Below are 16,449 nucleotides of genomic sequence, written 5' to 3'. Positions count from 1 at the left end.
TTATTGATAATCTTTTAGCAAATCTCTTAATTTCATCAGTGCATTACGCATTTTCGTTTTCACGGTTCCCAGCGGTATCTTTAGTTTTTCGGATATTTCATGCTGGGTATATCCCTGATAATAAGCAAGATTTATAAGTTCCTGCTTATCTGTTTCCAGCCCTTCAAGCACATTGGTAAATCCAATATAATCAGAGGAATTATTAACCGTTGAAAGCTCTGTAGTATTATATACGAAATCCGGAAGTGGTTGGTTTTTAAGCTCATTCTGGAATCCTTTGGATTTTAAATAATCAATAGCCGTATTCCTTGCAATATTGATGATCCAGGTGTAAAACCTCCCTTTAGAAGCGTCGTACTGATGGATAGAGTTCCATATTTTAACAAAAACATCTTGAATTACTTCTTCAGTGTATTCTTTAGACTGAACGATCCGGAGAATGATTCCGTACAGCGCACCGGAATAGTGGTCATACAGATAATGAAAACCAGTTTCGTTTTTTTCTTTTAATAAAACGATAAGTTCTTCTTCCGAATAGGTTGTTTTAATAGCTTTTGTTTTTCTGTTCAAATGTAATAAAATAAAACATATAGTCAATAAAATACAATCTATCTTTTATTTCATACATGATTTTAAATAAATCATTAAAAAATATTCAATATAAAAATCTTACCTGAAGAACTGTACTTGCCTTTTGTATTACTCTGTCCAAACATTTTTATAAAAGCCCGGGACCATCTTTTTTAAAGTTAAAAAATCCTTTACTCTCATACGCCTGAAACTTTATAGGAAACCGGTTTTTTATGAGCTCTATCTGCCTGAATTTGATTTTTGTATAAAAATAATCAACTGTAAATCAGTTAATTAAAAATAATTTCATTTTTTTTCAATCTAAAATAAAACCAGCCTCGTAAATGACATTAAACACACAATTATTTATAATTAATTAAAAAATAACGCAATGAACACACAATCGAAAATCACAGTTTTAGCAATGGTCGCTTTATCATTTGCTTTTAGTGGGAAGGTAACGGCACAAATGATGAAAGAAAAAACAGTAATGGTAGGAGGAGCTGCCATGTATCCATCCAAAAATATTATTGAAAACGCAGTCAACTCCAAAGATCACAAAACACTTGTTGCTGCAGTGAAAGCTGCCGGTCTGGTAGAAACATTACAGGGAGCAGGACCCTTTACTGTATTGGCACCCACAGATGCTGCCTTTGCAAAACTTCCGAAAGGAACAGTGGAAAATCTTGTAAAACCTGAAAACAAAGCTACACTTACCAGCATTTTGACTTACCATGTTTTGCCGGGAAAATACAGTGCAAAAGAAATCTGGGCTGCTGTAAAAGCCGGTAACGGAAAAAGCATGATGAAAACAGTGCAGGGAGAAGACCTTACTTTCTGGACTAAAGGAAAAGACCTTTACATAAAAGATGCAAAAGGGAATAGTGCTAAAGTGACTATTGCAGACGTGAACCAGTCTAACGGGGTAATTCATGTAATAGATACGGTTTTAATGCCATAACAAATTCTAAGATTTCCAACAGCATATTCAGTATGCTGTTTTCTTTCTTTTTATTTATCCGAACACTAAAAAAAATTAATAGTATGAAAAAGACAATTCAGGTTTCTAATCAGGGTGCTACCCTTGATACCAGCAGAAGAAACTTTTTAAAATTAAGTGGAGTAGGATTAGCCATCGCAGGCCTTACTATAATTGGCTGTGATGACAATGATGATTTTCAGATCATGGAGGAATCCAAATATGATTTGGGAACAGGTGATGTAGGAGTATTAAATTACGCCTACGCACTCGAACAGCTGGAAGCAGATTTCTATACCAAAGTGGTTAATAATTTCTATACGGGAATTTCCAGTATTGAAAAACAGGTTTTTACAGACCTCTACCATCATGAAGTAATTCACAGGGATTTCTTTAAAGCAGCCATCAGCGGTGCTACAGACCATGTGCTTCCTAAGCTTGAATTCCAGTATCCTAATGTGAATTTTAACGACCGTAATTCAGTTTTAGCTACAGCAAAAGCACTGGAAGACACTGGTGTGGCAGCTTATAATGGAGCCGGAAAATATATTTCCAATCCTGCTTATCTGGTGATTGCCGGCAAAATAGTTTCGGTGGAAGCCAGACATGCTTCTGCCATCAGAAATTTAATCAATCCGGGATCTGCTGATTTTTCAGGAGATGATGTGATAGATGCCAACGGACTTGACCTGGCAAAAGAGCCTAAAGATATCGTAATGGCTGCCGGAGCATTTATCAAAACACCTTTTACCTGGAAGGAAAGAGGCATTAATTAATCATTCACCTTAAAAAATTACATTATGAATATTCTTAGATTACTGGATAAGCTTTCTCATGATAAATTTTTCACTACAGAAGCTTCAAGACTGGAGACCATTACGAATATGTCATTATTCGGGAAAAAGGCAGCTACTGCAGCTGTACCGCTTGGATTGGGAACTTTAATGGCTACTTCTGCCAAAGCGGAAACTACGAAAACGAATTTAACCGGTTATGCTTTAAAAAGTACCCTGACCGATGCCTTACAACTTGCATTGGTTCTGGAATATCTTGAAAATGAATATTACAGCATAGGATTATCCACACCAGGATTGATCCCCACCGGAGACAGAACTGTTTTTATGCAAATCTCAAAACATGAATCAGCTCATGTCAGCTTTCTGAAAAGTACACTGACTTCTCTGGGAACAACACCTGGAAGTAAACCAACCTTTGACTTTACAGCCAGCGGAAATTTTTCACCCTTTACAGATTATAGCCAGTTTCTTATTCTTGCCCAGGCTTTTGAAGATACGGGAGTAAGAGCTTATAAAGGGCAGGCGGGAAACGTGATGTCTAATAAAGTGGTGCTTCAGGCAGCATTGCAGATTCACTCTGTTGAAGCCAGACATGCTTCACAGGTAAGAAGAATGAGGGCCAATAAAGGGTGGATTGAGCTTGCAGACGGAGGAAGCATGCCATCCGCAACCAATCCTGTGTATGCCGGAGAAGACAATGTAAACCAGGCAGGTTATAATACAGGAACTTTATTTGGAGCGGCAGCCGGTTCTGCGGCTTATGATGAAATATTAAGTGGCAGCGATGCACAAACTATTGCTTCCCTGTTCATAGTTTAGTTGTGATTTGGATGATGATAAGTGGTGTCCATTTCCGGAATTTTCCGGAAATGGATTTTTTTATGTTTAATCGGATTGTAAATGAGTATTCTAATGTAATAAATTGGTTTTCCTTAATAAGGTCTTTGAAGCGCTGATGGAGCAGAGTTGGGCAGGTATTGGTTTACATAAAAAATCCCCAGTAAGTCCTGGGGATAAAAACTAATAACCATGAAACTCAAATTAATGAGATAATCAAGTCGCAAATGTATTGAAAAAAGATTCAAAGTCCCATTATTTTGAATTATTTTTTTCTGTTTTTTAAAAAAAATGTACAGGAAGCCTCAGCGTTTGATGCCCGAAAGCATCTCATTTGCGTTTTGAATCTTTTATTTTTTTAAACAAAAACCTTCCTTACCAAAAGCAAGGAAGATTTTCAATCAAAATATCATTGATAACTATACCACAACATCTATCTTCACATTGATATTTCCACGGGTTGCTTTTGAATAAGGACATGTAGCATGTGCCGTTTCCACAACTTTTCTGGCTTCATCTACAGGGAGACCCGGTAAAATGATCTGTAAATGAGCCTGCAGAAAAAATCCGTCATCATTTGTCGCCAGATCTATTGAGGTATTGACAGACAGGTCCGAAGGAAGATTCACTCCCATTTTAACAGCACCCAGATGCATAGCTCCGATAAAACACGCCGACCATCCTGCTGCTAGTAACTGTTCCGGATTCGTTCCGTTTCCTTTTGCTCCGGGAGAAGTCAGTTCAATGTCCAGTTTTCCGTCACTGCTTTTAGCTTCCCCGTTGCGTCCTCCGATGACTACTACGTTACCGGAATACAACACTTTACTGATATTAACTACTGTTGTATTTTCTACTTCCTGAATGGTATTTAATTCCATATTTTTATTATTTAGATTGAACAATATTGTTGAATTGATTAAAGTTTTTTTCTTACATCTTTGAATGCCGCCCTAAGTTCTTCTGTAAAGACCTGTGGCTGTTCCCAGGCGGCAAAATGTCCTCCTTTTGGAGCTTTATGATAATAGTATAATGTAGGGTAGGCGCGTTTTGACCAGCTTTCCGGAGCCTGATAAATCTCGTGAGGAAATACAGAAATCGCTACAGGAACTTTAATATCTTTTGTTTTCTGTGCATCAGCGCTGAAATTATTTTTATTGTTTTCCCAATAGAAGCGTGAAGAAGATGCTCCTGTGTTGGTAAGCCAGTAAAGTGTAATATCATCCAGAATCGCATCACGGCCTATTACATTTTCAGGATGCAGGTTACTTTCACTCCATTCAGCGATCTTCTCGTAAAGGAATGCCGCTAAAGCTGCTGGAGAATCGGAAAGTAAATATCCTGTCGTCTGTGGACGTGTTACCATCATTCCTCCATACGCTGCATTTCTTCCAAAGAAAGTACTCATCGCATTATACGCCTGTGCTTCTGAAGCGGAAAGTCCGGCAGGAGCGGGATCTCCGGCATTAATGGGTTTTACAAGCTCAGCAGGAATAGTGGCCGGCATGGTCAGATGAATACCCAAAAGACCTGAAGGCGCTTGTTTTGCCAAAGCATCAGATACTACAGAACCGTGGTCACCACCTTCAGAAACATATTTTTTGTAACCAAGTCTTTTCATCAGTACGTCCCAGGCGCGGGCAACACGGTCTGGATTCCAGCCCAATTCAGTAGGGATTTCTGAAAAACCATATCCCGGAATCGCTGGGATGATCACATCAAAAGCATCACTTGATTTTCCACCATATTGTACCGGATCGGTCAGAGGACCTATGGCATCAATAAATTCTAATGGAGAACCCGGCCAGCCATGAGTAAGAATCACAGGCATCGCATTAGGCTCTTTTGAACGCACATGAATAAACTGAATATCAAGCCCGTCAATCTTTGTTACAAATTGCGGAAGGGCATTCAATTTATTTTCCACTTTTCGCCAGTCATAACCATTGCCCCAATAAGTGATCAGTTCTTTTAGCTGAGCGAGTTGAATTCCCTGAGAAGCATCTTTTACCGTTTCTTTATCAGGAAAACGGGTCTCCGAAATTCTTCTTTTGAGTTCATCCAGTTGAGACTGTGGTATATTAATGTGAAAAGGACGGATACTGGTGTCAGATTTTGACGAAGCCGTCTGGGGATTATTAGCTTGCGCTTTCAAAATTGAAGGAGTACTTAGAATAAAAGTTGCTGCTAACAGGATGGTTGAAATTGTTGTTTTCATTGCTTTATTGTTTTAAATTTTAAATCTGTTTTTTCTTTTTGATGAGACAAAATTAGGTCCTGAAAAACGGCTTGTAAACGGGGAATTTGTTCAAGCAGTCATATTTTGCAGCGAAATAGACATTACAGATGGTGAACAGGAAAATGAGATACGGTAAAAGTAAATCTGAGTAAATTAATTGTGTTTTTCAATTCAAAAAAAGGATAAAAAATAAGCTCCGTTCTTATAAAAACGGAGCTTATTTTATGGTTGTATTCTTTTGAAAAATTATCCGTGAGCTTCTACGGATACTTCATTCCATTCTTCCCAGACTTTTAATCGCTGTTCATAATTCTGTTTTACAAAAGGAAGGGCTACTTTCCCAAGCAATAAACGCAATGGAGGGTTTTCAGTTTCCGCTAATTTAATAAGCGCCGGTGCAGTAGCTTCTACACTTCCGAAAGAGGTCTCAGCTTCCGAAAAGGCTTTTTTAAGACCATCATAAACAGGATTACTTTGAGTATTAATTCCTGTATGCCAGATATTGGATGCATAGCCATTAGGTTCTACCAAAGTAACATGAATTCCGAATTCTTTCACTTCCGTAGCTAACGTTTCACTTAACCCTTCTAGTGCAAACTTAGATGCATTGTATAGTCCCATCGTTGGTAAAGTGGCTAATCCCAGAATAGAAGATACCTGAATGATATGGCCGCTTTTCTGATCTCTCATGATAGGAAGTACTGCCTGTGTAAGCCACAGCGTTCCAAAGAAATTCGTTTCGAACTGTGCTCTTGCTTCCTGCTCATTCGTTTCTTCAATAGCACCCGTTAATGCATATCCCGCATTATTAATCAGGATATCAATACTGCCAAAGTGCTGTTGTACTTTCTGAGCTACAGCCAGAGATTCTTCCCGCTTGTCTACATCTAAAGTTAAAGGCAATACAGAATCGCCATATTTTTCTTTTAAATCACTAAGGGTTTCAACGTTTCTGGCTGTTGCTGCCACGTTGTATCCTTTTGCTAAAAATGCTTCTGCCCAGGCTTTTCCGAAACCTTTTGATGCTCCTGTAATTAAAACTGTTTTTGACATTGTTTTGTTTTTTAATTAATTGTTATGATGATACTTTTTTCTAAAGTTTTCTATTTAATTTAAATGACCGATCGGTCATATTTTTTGGTAAAAAAAATTACACTCTATTTTCCTCTATCATTTTTTTCAGACTGTTTCCAATAACCTTCATTCTGTCATTATTACCAGACATTCTGGACATCAGATGACCACCTTCAAGCATGGCAAAAAGAACGGTTGCAAAATCAGTCGGGTTCCAGTCTGCTCTGAATTCTTTATTGGCAATTCCTTTCTCGATAATGCCGGAAAGCAATTCCTGTCCCTGTTTAATGGCACGGTTTACCTTTTCTTTGACTATAGGATTGGTGTCATCAGCCTCCGTTCCAAAATTTAATAGAGGACAACCTCCTACAACGGGTGGATGATTAGGATCACTGAAAAAATCAATATAAGCTAATAATTGCTCTTCGGCAGTTTTATGACCACTCAAAACTCTTTGAAGTCTATCACTTAATAATTTCATATTATGCTCAACGGCAGCACAGGCAAGAACGTCTTTATTTTCAAAATGAACATACATACTGCCTTTAGACAACCTGGTCGCTTCCATAATATCACTCATAGAAGTAGCGGCAATCCCTTTTGTATTAAAAATAGGTGCTGCTTTTTCTATAATGAACTGTCTGGTTTCTTCTCCTTTTGCCATGATAAGACTAAATAATGATACAAATATATGACCGATTGGTCATAAAATAAAATTTTTTGTAATTTATTTTGAGAAAAAGATAAATATTATTTACAACTATCTGTAATAGTGAAAGTTAAATTTAATTATTTTTTTGCATTGAGATGATTGTCATATCATGCTGCAGGACCGAGATCCTGCAGTGATATACTTTTCATTTGTGTTATAGAACCGCAGGTTTATAAAAAAGTGTAAAGGAAAAGCATACACTCACTTGAGGGATACCAGAATGTATGCAGCAACTAAAAATCTTAATTTATAGGAGCTCAAAGCTCAGTCAGTATTTTTCTATCCATTTGTATAAAGTGGTTTTTGGGATCTTGTAATCTTCTATTATCTGTTGTTTGGTTTTCTCATTTGTTTTTAAAAGGGTTAGAATAAAATCAATTATTTCAACGGTATAAATATTTTTTCTGAATTTCGGAAGCAATGTTTTTTCTGTATTGATTTTTGATAATAATCCGAAGATAAAGGAGGTGAATGATCAAAAGATGCTGAGAATAGATCCTGAAAAAAACATAATTTAGAAGCTTTTTCCATTCAAGAAAAATCTTTACATCCAGAAATTTGCTTTGTACATCTCTTCAAGTTACTTCTACTGCATTACATAAATTCAGAGTCTGTCTGAAGAAAAGCCTGTCTCCTTCACCTGTTTTAAAAAGCATAATAATGGAATTGGAATCAAAACATCTTTTACAGTATTGCAAAAGATGTTTTCTAGATGGGTTAATTATTGTATATCAATACCTGCATTTTGGTAAGCATACATTCTTTATCTTGATTGTATCCGGCGAAAGTGTCCGGATTTACATTCACTTTTGCTGTTCCTGCCCATGCGGAGTACTGAACTTTAAACACATACGTCCCTTCGGTCAGAATTACAGATTTTAGAAAGGTTACAGGTACAGGCATATTGACCAACCCTCCCAAAGTACGCGCTATTGGAAAAGTAAAATTATTATTAAGGGAAGGAATATTCACAGTAACAGATAAATTTGATTGAGCATTATTAGGAAAAATACCTGCTTTAGAAACATATGCCGAAGAAATTTTAGTTCCATCCTGTACAAGGGAAAAAACTCCCTGAGAAGTTATCCCGGTACTAATATCTAATGCATATCCTAAAATAGTAAACAAAAGAGTTTGGGTTCTTCCGGCAGGAACAACGACGGTAAGAGTAACTCCCGGTACATCAATTGTCTGTCCCGCTGTAGCTGTAGCTTCACCAAGTCCTTGGACGTACTTTGCACCATTAACACTTCCGCTAACTGTATTCAAAGTCTGCCATGCGGGTGCACTACCTGGTCCCTGAGAGGTAAGAATTTGTCCTGATGTTCCAGAAGAACCGGCTGTTGTGGCATCTCCACCTACATTCACTTCATTTACAACCTGTAAAGAACCATTTACATGTAATGTTTTCTGTGGAGTAGTGGTTTTAATACCAACCTGAGAGTATAAATTCAATGAGGCTAGCAGAACAATGGGTAATAATAATTTTTTCATAGATGTAAAGATTTTTATTTGTTTTTTTCACTTAGAGTTACAGATATGTAAGTTGTATGTACTGTAAATCAATAGGATATGTTTTGTTATTGCAATATTACATTCGTGTCTTCATGCGGCGCAAAATTTCATCTATGACATAGCTATGACATGGTTCTAACTTTTTGATAATCAAATACTATTTTTAATCAGATACTATTCTTTGCTTTATAATTTACGCTCTCACTGTATGTAAAATATGTCTTTCATTTGGCTTTAAGTAAAAAGGCTATTGAATAATTATTGGAACATGGATGAAGGTAAAAGCTTACCTATACAATGATTTCTTGTCTTCACAATTATGTACGGGGGATTTTAATAATGATACGGAAACTTTACTAATGAGAAATTATATTGCTGAAAACCAAGTTGAAAGAACCGCTCAATTCTGATGTCATATCTATGTCATATGCCATGTAATAGGTGTATACTGTTAAATTTCTATTATTGCAGCTGAAATAAGAATATATACATCTTATTTTCTGTATTTGCGAATAATTTATTTTTCTTTTTGATAGTTATAATTATTTATATTTATGATATCTGTAAAACGCCAATAAATGATGAAATTTTTACTTTTATTTTTCTCTCTAGTACTTTTTGCGCAGCAAAAAATAACGCCTCAGTATATTGATGCAGAATCTGATAAACTTGATATAATAGGTTTGAAAGGGCAGGCTATGGATGGAGGCTATCTGGAAAAAAGCTTATTTATTCTGAAAGAATCCCAGCGGATTCATTATTCCAAAGGAATTGCTTTGGGATATATTCATTTTGCGTCTTATTATTCAAATTCACAAGATTATCAGAAAGAGCTGGAAAATCTGAAATTGGCTATGAAAGAAGAATATACTGGCAATAATCCTGATTTTCAGATCAGAATTAAGAGGCAGCTGGCTTTAAATTATACCAATATGGGGCTTTATAAGGAAGCTATTAATGAATTTAAAGAAAATGTGAAATTAGCCGATGAGATCTCTGTTGACACCATTCGAGTATTTGATAAATCCAGAGCTTACTGTGAGATAGGGATTGCGTACAGAAGACAAAACCAGCTGGACTCATGCAGATGGTATTTGGAAAAGGGAATTAAAAATGTTTCAGAATATAAAGATAAGAAAGCGAATAAGCCTAAGTGGCTATATTTAGCATATTCGCTGGTGCTGGTGGAAATAGATATTGCTGAGAAAAAATATAAGTCAGCAGAAGCGAGGTTTAAATCATTGGAATCCAGGCCGATGATGGTTTTGGGGAATAATAATTTTCAGGTCTATAAAGTAAAAGGTCTGCTCAGCGAGCATAAACAGCAATATGATTCTGCTATTTCTAATTATCAAAAGGCCGTTGATCTGGTTAAAAAAGTTAAAAATATTATGGTACAGCAAGACCTGTATAATAATATTGCAAGAGTTTATCACCAGACGGGTAAAAAAGATTCCGCAGAAAAATATCTTCAAAAATATACCGTAATTAAGGACAGTCTGGAAAAGAATAGAAGACCTGCAATAGAAAATACAGTACAGGAATTAGTAAATCAGAAAGAAGAAAAAATAAAAGCTAAAAATAAGTTTTTGATATATGCGGTATGGATTGGAATCTTATGTATAGTTATTTTTATTGTATTCGTAAGAAAAAATTTACATCAGAAAAATAAAATTCTAAATATAAAAGAAAAGGAAACTCAGGAACTTAATCAAAAATTGAACTTTGCTTTTGAGGAAGTCATTCAGCTGGCTAAAAATAACGATCCTGAATTTCTTACCCGATTTCAGGAAGTATATCCTGATTTTTTTCCAAATCTAATGAAAATAGAACCCCACTTACAGAGTACAGAATTAAAATTTTGTGCTTTGTTATTTCTTAATTTCTCTACTAAAGATATTGCAGCATATACTTTTGTTCAGCCCCAATCTGTACAGACCAGAAAAAACCGTTTGCGAAAAAGATTAGGGATTCCATCCGATGAGGATATTTATCTGTGGATGAAAAAAATTAATTAGAAGCTTATAATTCAGTATTTCAATGCTATTGTAACACCTATGTGGAGTTTGATAATAAAAGACATTGTTCTTATGATGAATCAACGATTCTTGAAATTGTTGATTATCAGGAAAATAATAAGTTGAGTAATTCTGAATTGGCAAGATATTTTAAATTGAGCCGGAATACTGTTGTTAAATGGAAGAAACATTTTTCGCTGTAATGTCATATCGTGTGTATTTAAAAAATGATACACCAATTTATTTAGAGAGATACTATTACAGATAATGGTTTATATCTCTTTTTGATTCAGGAAATAATTCTTAATTTTTAATCCGTTTCAATGAAAAAAAAACAGAGACTATCTCATTCATGAAATAGCCTCTGTTTTTAAATTAGTATCCCGTCAATATCGGTCATTAATTTCTTATGGTGGAAATATGGATGCATTTTTGTCCGTTAAAATCTATAAGTTCAATATTGGCAATCATATCATTGTAAACCCGGGTAGTGGTATCATTAAATTGATACCCTTCAATAAATACGGGCCTGTCTTTAGGAAGATTGCTCTGCTCGTTAAGCATTTCCAACGATAAACTATCAGGATAACCTTCATTTTTTTTAAACCTGATCTCTATTAAACCATTATCTGCAAGATAATCGAATTTCTTTAAATGAGAAGGCAGGCTGGCCTTGGTTTTATAAACGTTTACTTTTTCAATACTGCTTTTGTAAAGATCAAACATACTGGCAGTTCCGATGGCATCATTGTAAACCGCAAATTGTACATTGCTGTTTTTTTGGCCCCAAAGTAAGCCTGAAGTGATGATTAAGAATATATATAATAACTTTTTCATAATAAAAATAGAGGTTTAAATGTCCAATGATTTACTGTGCAAGGTTGGAACTAATTTCTGTTTTTTACTACAACCCATCCTGTGTATTTTATTGGAGTTTGTTTTGTATTGTTTTCATTCCAGCCCATATCAAACCAGTAGGTTCCGGTAGGTACTTTTTTGCCATCCGTAGCTCCGTCCCATTTAAATCCGTTTAATTTACTTCCTACATGAAGCTTGCTTCCATATCTGTCATAGATGCTGAATGTGAAATTATTTTTATTTGCCAAAGCAGAATAATCAAGGACGTCATTGATTCCGTCACCGTTAGGAGTGATAATATTGATCAGATTAGGAACCGTAATTTCTACCTGCACAGGAATGCATTTGTATGAATCCCTTACATAGAAAGTATGGCTTCCGCGAGATATATTGGTAAATATATTTTCATCCTGCCAGTTGATATTGTCCATCGAATACTGATAAGGTGCTGTTCCTGCAATTACGTTTAAAGTAACCGTATTATTGTTAATATTAATATCTGAAATAACAGGATTTTCAGAAGCGTATATCTTCACTGTTTGTCTGGTCGTGCATTCTCTGGTTTTAAGATCTACCCAATAGGTTCCAACTCCTACATTCTTGATGGATTGTGTTGTTGCTCCCGTACTCCATTCATAAGAAGTATAGCCGGGTCCAGCATCTAATGTTGTCGTATTTTCCATACAGATAATTTTATCCTTTAATACTTCTGAGTAGGTAGGAGGAATAACCGTAAGGGTTACTTCTGCAATTTTGTAACATCCGTTGGCATTGCTTACCTTAATGTAAACCACTCCGTTAGGAGCAATGTAATTGGCTGGATTCAGAATTTCATTTGTCCCGTTATGTGCATCAGTAGGAGACGGATAGTATTGCTTAATTGTTCCCGGTTGTACATTAACTCCTGCCGTTGTTAAATTAAATATTCCAAGCACAGGATTAGACGGCTGGAAACATGATCTTAAGGCTGCATCTTTGACGATTGGGCTTTCAGAAACCGTTAGTGTTACAGTTACCTGTTCACAATCTGTAAAATCCGGGTCGTTTCCACAAAACTTATAAACAATAGTATCGGTACCCAGATAACCGAAGTTGGGAACATAATTAATCACTCCTGCTGCATCAATGGTAGCTGTGCCGTTTGCCGGAGGAGTAATGATAGTTACCGTACTAGGAACATAAGTCTGGTTAGAATTGGTAAATTCTGGTACGATAGTCTGGTGTCCTTCACAAACAGTAATTGCTTTTGTAGATTCCACAAGACATGTATATACTTTATAAACCGGGGTAGTTGCCGGAGGGCAAGTGCTTACTGCAATTTTTACTGTATAATTCCCAGAAATCAACGGAGTATAAGTATTGGTATTGGCTCCGGTAATAGGGTTTCCGTTCAGGAACCATTGGTAGGTGTCGTAGCTGTCATTTACTTCCAGTACAATACCCGGAATACAATCTCCTGTTTTTTTTGAAATCAGTGGGATAGAAGAGAAACCCGCAAAATAACCTCCGTATCCGGATGTACTGTAACCACCATTAATACCTGCTGTTACAGCTTTATCAGAAACCACTGTTATATTTCCGGTGATAGATGGAATGGCATACGTCACCCAGCTGCTATTTCCTGTCAATGCGAAAGGTCCTTGTGCGGCTGTAGGTGTATTTCCGTTTACCGTTACATTAGCTCCGGTTTCCGTTAAAATATTCAGTTTTACAACAGCTCCGGTTGGAACAGTACTTGTTACTCCCGGTCCCGTTGGCATCTCATTGATCTTCCCGATTTCTTCAATTTTTCGGGGTAAAAAACAGTTCAATGGAGGGATGTAGTTGAAGCCACAGGTTGCACTGCTGTTATTTACAGAAACCAACTGATATAAATAGACATTTTTTGAAGTCGTAATAAACATATTAAAGTGTCCGGAAGTTCCCTGCTGAACATAGTTGCTTCCTAAAATTCTGTAAAATTCCCCACTGTTGATGGTTGCAATAGGGGTGTTGGAACCATTGATGAATATTTGTGTATTGTTTTCTGTGCCTATAATGATACCTCCCTCCAAATCGGCATTAGTTGATCTTGTTCTTACCATTGCAAAAGTGCTTCCCAGTCTATCCGTAGGTACAGCCTGATCAAGAATTGCATCCGATCCCGTACTTGTGTTGCTTCCAAAATTTCCATTGACATTTCCGTTGGTAAGGGTAATTGGTTTATCAGAAACAATTTTAGCTCCAATAAAAGCCGAAAGATTTTGACCTCCGGCTCCTGCGCCTCCCGCAAAAATAAAAGACTGTCCTTTGTTAAGAGTAATTGTTTGCGTATGACTTGCCGGTGTTCCTCCAAAAAATGTTACATTTCCGTTCCATGTAACAGTGATAGCTGTATTGTTTTCTGTTGCCAATATACCTGCGGTGAAGTTATATATGGTTGATGATGCGGTAGTAGGAGTTCCGGCTACATAAAATTCTTTACCAATCCCGGCTTTTCCTTTACTTGTTATAATTTCAGCGTGTGTAGTACTGCTTACCATTCTTAATGAACAGTAGAATGGCTTGGCCCCTTGTACATATAAACCTTTATTGATAGTGGTGAAGGCATCTGACGTAACATTAGCAGCTATATTACCAATGGGTACTACAAAAGTCTGAGGAGCCCCTTTGCTGATGGTTACATTACCAATCGGGACGTTATTGCTGTTAATTGTAACAACAAAAGGAGTTACAGAATCGGTAGAAAGATATAGTGCCTGTGTATAATTTACAGAGGCATAATAAGGTGCAAACCAATGATCTGTGTCTCTTTGAGCCAAAAGAGGTAAGCCCAATATCAGGAACAATAAACTAAATATAAAACTTTTCATGCATTGCTGAATTTTGATTCTAAAAATTACGAATTCTTTTTTTTAAAATGATTATGATTACGTTATTAATTTTTTATGAATTATCTATTTCCATGTGTATTTCTATCAAAAAAGTAATCAATAGATTAACAGAAAAATAACAGGATAAAATAGATGGAATGATTTCAAAGGCAAATTAGTGTTGGTTTGATATAAAACGTCCACTTATAGGTCCATTAGTTAGTAGTTTTAATAGATCTGGATTTCTTCATTCTTATATATTTCTTAGATTAATCTTTATTTTATGGTTAGGGTAAAAATAATTTAATTATAATATAAAAAGGCTATACTTTCGTATAGTTTTTAAATCAAAGTTTAATGAATTAATTTAAAATGAACTTTTGTTGAAGTGCTTTAGTAAAGAGAATATTTAATTTTTCTTTTAATAATAAATGTTTTTTTGTGATTTTTTAAACTTAATCCTGTTTCATTACGTGTATAATGCATAAAAGTTTCTTTTTAAATGTGAAAAATGTAATAAAATTAGTTAATTTAATATTTTTTTGTTATTAAAATAAATATTTTGCAAACTTACGTTAATTATAATTAGTTTTTGATGGGTTTTTTATTAATTTAATTATAAATATGTTTGCAAAAATAATCAATAGAAAAAATAGTTTTTCACCCTTATTATTATGTCAAGAATATGAGTGATAAAATAAATTTATTGTTTCCCAGGAACACGTCTGGTCCAACAATTTTTGAAAAAGAGAGTGCAAACGAATATTTTAATGTGCTCAAAGCAGTATTGGGAACCAGTGTGGGTTCCGTTTATATTGAAGATTTTAATACCAGAAAACTGAAATTTATTTCAGAGAATCCTCTTCTTTTCTCGGGCTTTCGGGCTGCTGAGGTTGAAAAAATGGGGTATAATTTTTTTCGGAAATATGCCAAGAAAGAAGATCTTGAAATACTACGAAGGGTGAGAACTACTGGCCTTAAATTCTTTGAATGCCTTTCACCTGAAGAGAAAAAGGTACACACCATTACTTATGATTTCCATCTTAAAAATGAAAATAGCATAGATGTTCTTGTCAATCAAAGGATTACGCCTATAGAACTTAATGATGATGGCGAAATTTCTAAAATAGCCTGTGTAGTATCCTATTCCCTTAATCGGACTGCAGGAAATATCCGGATCATATCCAATACCTCAGAAACGTATTGGAAATATAATCTCTTTACAGGAAAATGGACGGAAGAGTGTAAAATCACCTTAAAAATAAGGGAAATTGAAATTATAAGATTGTATCTTCAGGGGTTGAAAATAGAAGAAATTGCAGAACAATTGTATGTGTCACCCAGTACCATAAAATTTCACAGGAGCAAATTGTTCGAAAGAATTGGCGTGAAAAATATTATAGAAGCAATATCCTACGTAATAACGAATAATTTAATTTAAACCTTATTTCGCTTAAAAGTATTTCAGATCGAAAGTGCTGAAAACAAATATTCTTTTACAGGTAGTTTTACAGTTTTCAGAATAATAAAAATCACTGCTTCCTATGCAGTATATTTTTTGAAAATTGTCTCTCTACAAAAATAGAGAGACAATTCCCACAACAGCTTAATTAAGCTGGTAATTTGTGATCACTAAACTCAGGATGAAATGAACATAATTTTCTTCTACCTCTTTTCTGTTGATCAATTTGTTTTTGTACTCATAAGAATTAAGGCCTCTGGATAATTTCTGATATGTTTCGAAATCATCACCTTTAATCTTTACTCTTATATTACCATCTCTTCTGTTGATTAATACATCATCCAAAGTTCTTACCTTAAATAAAACTTCACATAATGTAGGACGAGCCTTCATTGACCCGATATATCTTTCAACTATATTAATCTTGAACGAATCAAATTTGATGGTATTAAAAACGATTTTAGAATTAGGTTCCTGAGTGTTGAGTTCAAGTTTATAGTTCATTACTTTATAAATTTTGGCAAATATAAGTTTAATTA

14 protein-coding genes are annotated in these 16,449 nt (G+C 35.3%); 5 read left to right on the top strand and 9 right to left on the bottom strand.

Annotated elements, in window-relative coordinates:
• The gene (locus FN817_RS12145) at nucleotides 1-570 is read right to left on the bottom strand and encodes an RNA polymerase sigma factor (RefSeq protein WP_228451544.1); all 570 of its coding nucleotides are present in this window, start codon (nucleotides 568-570) and stop codon (nucleotides 1-3) included.
• A gap of 391 nt (nucleotides 571-961) precedes the next feature.
• On the opposite strand from FN817_RS12145, the gene FN817_RS12140 reads away from it, so the two are divergent.
• The 3 genes from FN817_RS12140 (at nucleotide 962) to FN817_RS12130 (ending at nucleotide 3,165) form a co-directional block, all read left to right on the top strand.
• The gene (locus tag FN817_RS12140; protein ID WP_142718148.1) at nucleotides 962-1,531 is read left to right on the top strand and encodes a fasciclin domain-containing protein; all 570 of its coding nucleotides are present in this window, start codon (nucleotides 962-964) and stop codon (nucleotides 1,529-1,531) included.
• 83 nt (nucleotides 1,532-1,614) lie between these two features.
• Nucleotides 1,615-2,325: a ferritin-like domain-containing protein gene (locus tag FN817_RS12135; RefSeq protein ID WP_142718147.1), complete on the top strand. Its 711-nt coding sequence runs from the start codon at nucleotides 1,615-1,617 to the stop codon at nucleotides 2,323-2,325.
• Nucleotides 2,326-2,349: 24 nt separating this feature from the next.
• Complete coding sequence (locus FN817_RS12130) at nucleotides 2,350-3,165, top strand: ferritin-like domain-containing protein (RefSeq protein ID WP_142718146.1); 816 nt, start codon at nucleotides 2,350-2,352, stop codon at nucleotides 3,163-3,165.
• A 437-nt stretch (nucleotides 3,166-3,602) separates the two neighbouring features.
• Here FN817_RS12130 and FN817_RS12125 read toward each other — a convergent pair whose 3' ends face one another.
• The 5 genes from FN817_RS12125 to FN817_RS12105 form a co-directional block, all read right to left on the bottom strand.
• A complete protein-coding gene (locus FN817_RS12125; RefSeq protein WP_142718145.1) occupies nucleotides 3,603-4,061 on the bottom strand; it encodes an organic hydroperoxide resistance protein in 459 nt (152 codons plus the stop codon).
• Between the two features lie 38 nt (nucleotides 4,062-4,099).
• On the bottom strand, nucleotides 4,100-5,398 hold the full coding sequence (locus FN817_RS12120; RefSeq protein WP_142718144.1) for an epoxide hydrolase family protein: 1,299 nt from the start codon (nucleotides 5,396-5,398) through the stop codon (nucleotides 4,100-4,102).
• Nucleotides 5,399-5,665: 267 nt separating this feature from the next.
• The gene (locus FN817_RS12115; protein ID WP_142718143.1) at nucleotides 5,666-6,472 is read right to left on the bottom strand and encodes an SDR family NAD(P)-dependent oxidoreductase; all 807 of its coding nucleotides are present in this window, start codon (nucleotides 6,470-6,472) and stop codon (nucleotides 5,666-5,668) included.
• 97 nt (nucleotides 6,473-6,569) lie between these two features.
• Nucleotides 6,570-7,157 carry a TetR/AcrR family transcriptional regulator gene (locus tag FN817_RS12110; protein WP_142718142.1) on the bottom strand — a complete coding sequence of 196 codons (588 nt, stop codon included), beginning with the start codon at nucleotides 7,155-7,157 and terminating at the stop codon, nucleotides 6,570-6,572.
• Nucleotides 7,158-7,922: 765 nt separating this feature from the next.
• Complete coding sequence (locus FN817_RS12105) at nucleotides 7,923-8,699, bottom strand: hypothetical protein (RefSeq protein ID WP_142718141.1); 777 nt, start codon at nucleotides 8,697-8,699, stop codon at nucleotides 7,923-7,925.
• Nucleotides 8,700-9,298: 599 nt separating this feature from the next.
• Between FN817_RS12105 and FN817_RS12100 the strand changes: the two genes are divergently transcribed.
• A complete protein-coding gene (locus FN817_RS12100; RefSeq protein WP_142718140.1) occupies nucleotides 9,299-10,738 on the top strand; it encodes a tetratricopeptide repeat protein in 1,440 nt (479 codons plus the stop codon).
• Nucleotides 10,739-11,137: 399 nt separating this feature from the next.
• On the opposite strand, the gene FN817_RS12090 is transcribed toward FN817_RS12100, so the two are convergent.
• Both FN817_RS12090 and FN817_RS12085 read right to left on the bottom strand, forming a co-directional pair.
• Nucleotides 11,138-11,575, bottom strand: coding sequence for a hypothetical protein (locus tag FN817_RS12090; RefSeq protein ID WP_142718138.1), 438 nt, complete (start codon nucleotides 11,573-11,575; stop codon nucleotides 11,138-11,140).
• Between the two features lie 50 nt (nucleotides 11,576-11,625).
• Nucleotides 11,626-14,448, bottom strand: a complete 2,823-nt coding sequence (locus FN817_RS12085) for a T9SS type B sorting domain-containing protein (RefSeq protein WP_142718137.1) — start codon at nucleotides 14,446-14,448, stop codon at nucleotides 11,626-11,628.
• Between the two features lie 685 nt (nucleotides 14,449-15,133).
• Here FN817_RS12085 and FN817_RS12080 point away from each other — a divergent pair.
• Nucleotides 15,134-15,889 (top strand): response regulator transcription factor, encoded by a 756-nt coding sequence (locus FN817_RS12080; protein WP_142718136.1) that lies wholly within the window; start codon nucleotides 15,134-15,136, stop codon nucleotides 15,887-15,889.
• Between the two features lie 165 nt (nucleotides 15,890-16,054).
• Here the strand turns inward: FN817_RS12080 and FN817_RS12075 are convergent, their stop codons facing one another.
• A complete protein-coding gene (locus FN817_RS12075) occupies nucleotides 16,055-16,414 on the bottom strand; it encodes a prevent-host-death protein (protein ID WP_142718135.1) in 360 nt (119 codons plus the stop codon).
• Nucleotides 16,415-16,449: the final 35 nt, after the last annotated feature.

Source organism: Chryseobacterium rhizoplanae, assembly GCF_900182655.1.
GTDB classification, from domain to species: domain Bacteria; phylum Bacteroidota; class Bacteroidia; order Flavobacteriales; family Weeksellaceae; genus Chryseobacterium; species Chryseobacterium rhizoplanae.
Note: the sequence above shows the minus strand (reverse complement) of the source record. Positions and strands in the feature narration are given on the sequence as shown.